Consider the following 1,607-nt stretch of genomic DNA (forward strand, 5'->3'; position numbering starts at 1 on the left):
TCTCCACGCCGCCCCTGGAGGCTTTCCCTCCCATGTCTCAACGGGTCAATTGCCCTCTCATTCCTTCGTTATGCCTATCCAAGGGGTGGAGGCCAGTTATGCTAACCTGATGGGTCATAATGCCCTTTAGTTGAAGAAACCTGGTACTCCGTACATATTTGAAATCCTACGAATAAGACAACACTCGATGGTTATATGTTCTCTTCGAGAACCCTATAATTAATTAAGCAACCAAATCTAAATATGGTTGAACCTTCTTGGCACAATATGCTTCGTTATTACGTGCTATTCCTACAAATACCCTTGCCAATTTACCGACTAATTTCATAATGGATTTCATCTTTTTCATCTTCTTCTCTCTAACGTTTTTTAAATGGATAGCTTTAAATTCAGTGTTATTCATTACTAAACTCATGGTGGCTAAATACAGGAAACGTCTTAGCCTAGATCTTCCACGTTTAGAAATAACGATTTGTCCTTTCCATTTCCCTGAGCTAGCTTCTGCGAGATGTAGGCCTGCATGCCTTAGTAGGGAATTCCCATGTGAAAAACCACTTAAATCCCCAGCCTCTCCAAGGATTCCTGCCAAGGAAATTTCACTAATTCCCTTAATCATTAGTAATTTTTTAGCGAAAGGAATGTTAGATAATTCGTTCTTGATTTCCACTTCAACTCTTTCGAGTTGTTGTACCGTAAGGTCATACTCCTCAAGTAACTGTTCCAAATGAAATTTATAGGCTTCTAACGCTTGTCTTGTTCCAACGGATTTATTGGCTACATGAAGCAGTAAATTAGCTTTCTTTAAGCCAGGCTGACGCTTCATAAGTGATCTCCATCCAGTCATAATTTCTTCCGTTGACTTAGAACACAGTTCTGTTGGGGAAGGAAAAAGTCTTAGTGTAGCTATTGCCCCTTTAGCAGTAATATCCTTGAATACTTGTCTTAATTCAGGAAAAACAATGTCCACCCATCTGTTTAATTGATTAATAGCACTCACAAGTCGTTTAACAACCACATCACGGTTCGATATGAGAACCCTTAGCTTCTCAAATGACTCAGAATTATTTCTTACAAAGGAGTAGTATCCGTTCTTTACCATATCAGCTATTACCAAAGCATCTTTTTTATCACTCTTTGATTGGGTATTATCTCGATTCTCTTTATTTCGTTTGACCAGATGGGGATTAACGGTTACTACTTCTATGTCTTGGCTCATTAACCATTTTGAAAGATTGATCCAGTAATGTCCCGTTGGTTCCATCCCCACTATAGAGTACTCAAGTTTATGTATTCTTTTAAGCTCAAAAATCCAGTTTAATAGCTTTATAAATCCCTCTTCATTGTTCTCGAATGCCAGAGGGTTTCCTACAATAATTCCACGGAAATTAACTGCCCTAGCAACGTGCAGCTGTTGAGCGATATCTACACCAATGATTAAATGTTTAACAGAAATTCTTTCAATTAGTTGATTTTGTTTGTCTTGCATTTTAAAATTCATAGTAGGGTTCCTCCTAAGGTTGAGTTTTAGAGTGGTTTCTATACTCATATCTTACTGAGGAGCCCTTTTTTTTTCAAAGTTGAAAAATAACGCTCTACAGGAATGCTAA

1 protein-coding gene is annotated in these 1,607 nt (G+C 38.0%); it reads right to left on the reverse strand.

Features of this window, described 5'->3' with window-relative positions:
* Positions 1-223: 223 nt before the first annotated feature.
* On the reverse strand, positions 224-1,498 hold the full coding sequence (locus NCCP28_RS23390) for an IS110 family RNA-guided transposase (RefSeq protein ID WP_248563557.1): 1,275 nt from the start codon (positions 1,496-1,498) through the stop codon (positions 224-226).
* Between the last annotated feature and the right edge of the window lie 109 nt (positions 1,499-1,607).

It is taken from the genome of Niallia sp. NCCP-28 (genome assembly GCF_023168165.1).
Lineage (GTDB): Bacteria > Bacillota > Bacilli > Bacillales > Cytobacillaceae > Niallia.

Bases quoted from the DNA above. Each gene is read 5' to 3' on its own strand.
- NCCP28_RS23390 (WP_248563557.1), bottom strand. From the start codon at position 1,498: ATGAATTTTAAAATGCAAGACAAACAAAATCAACTAATTGAAAGAATT.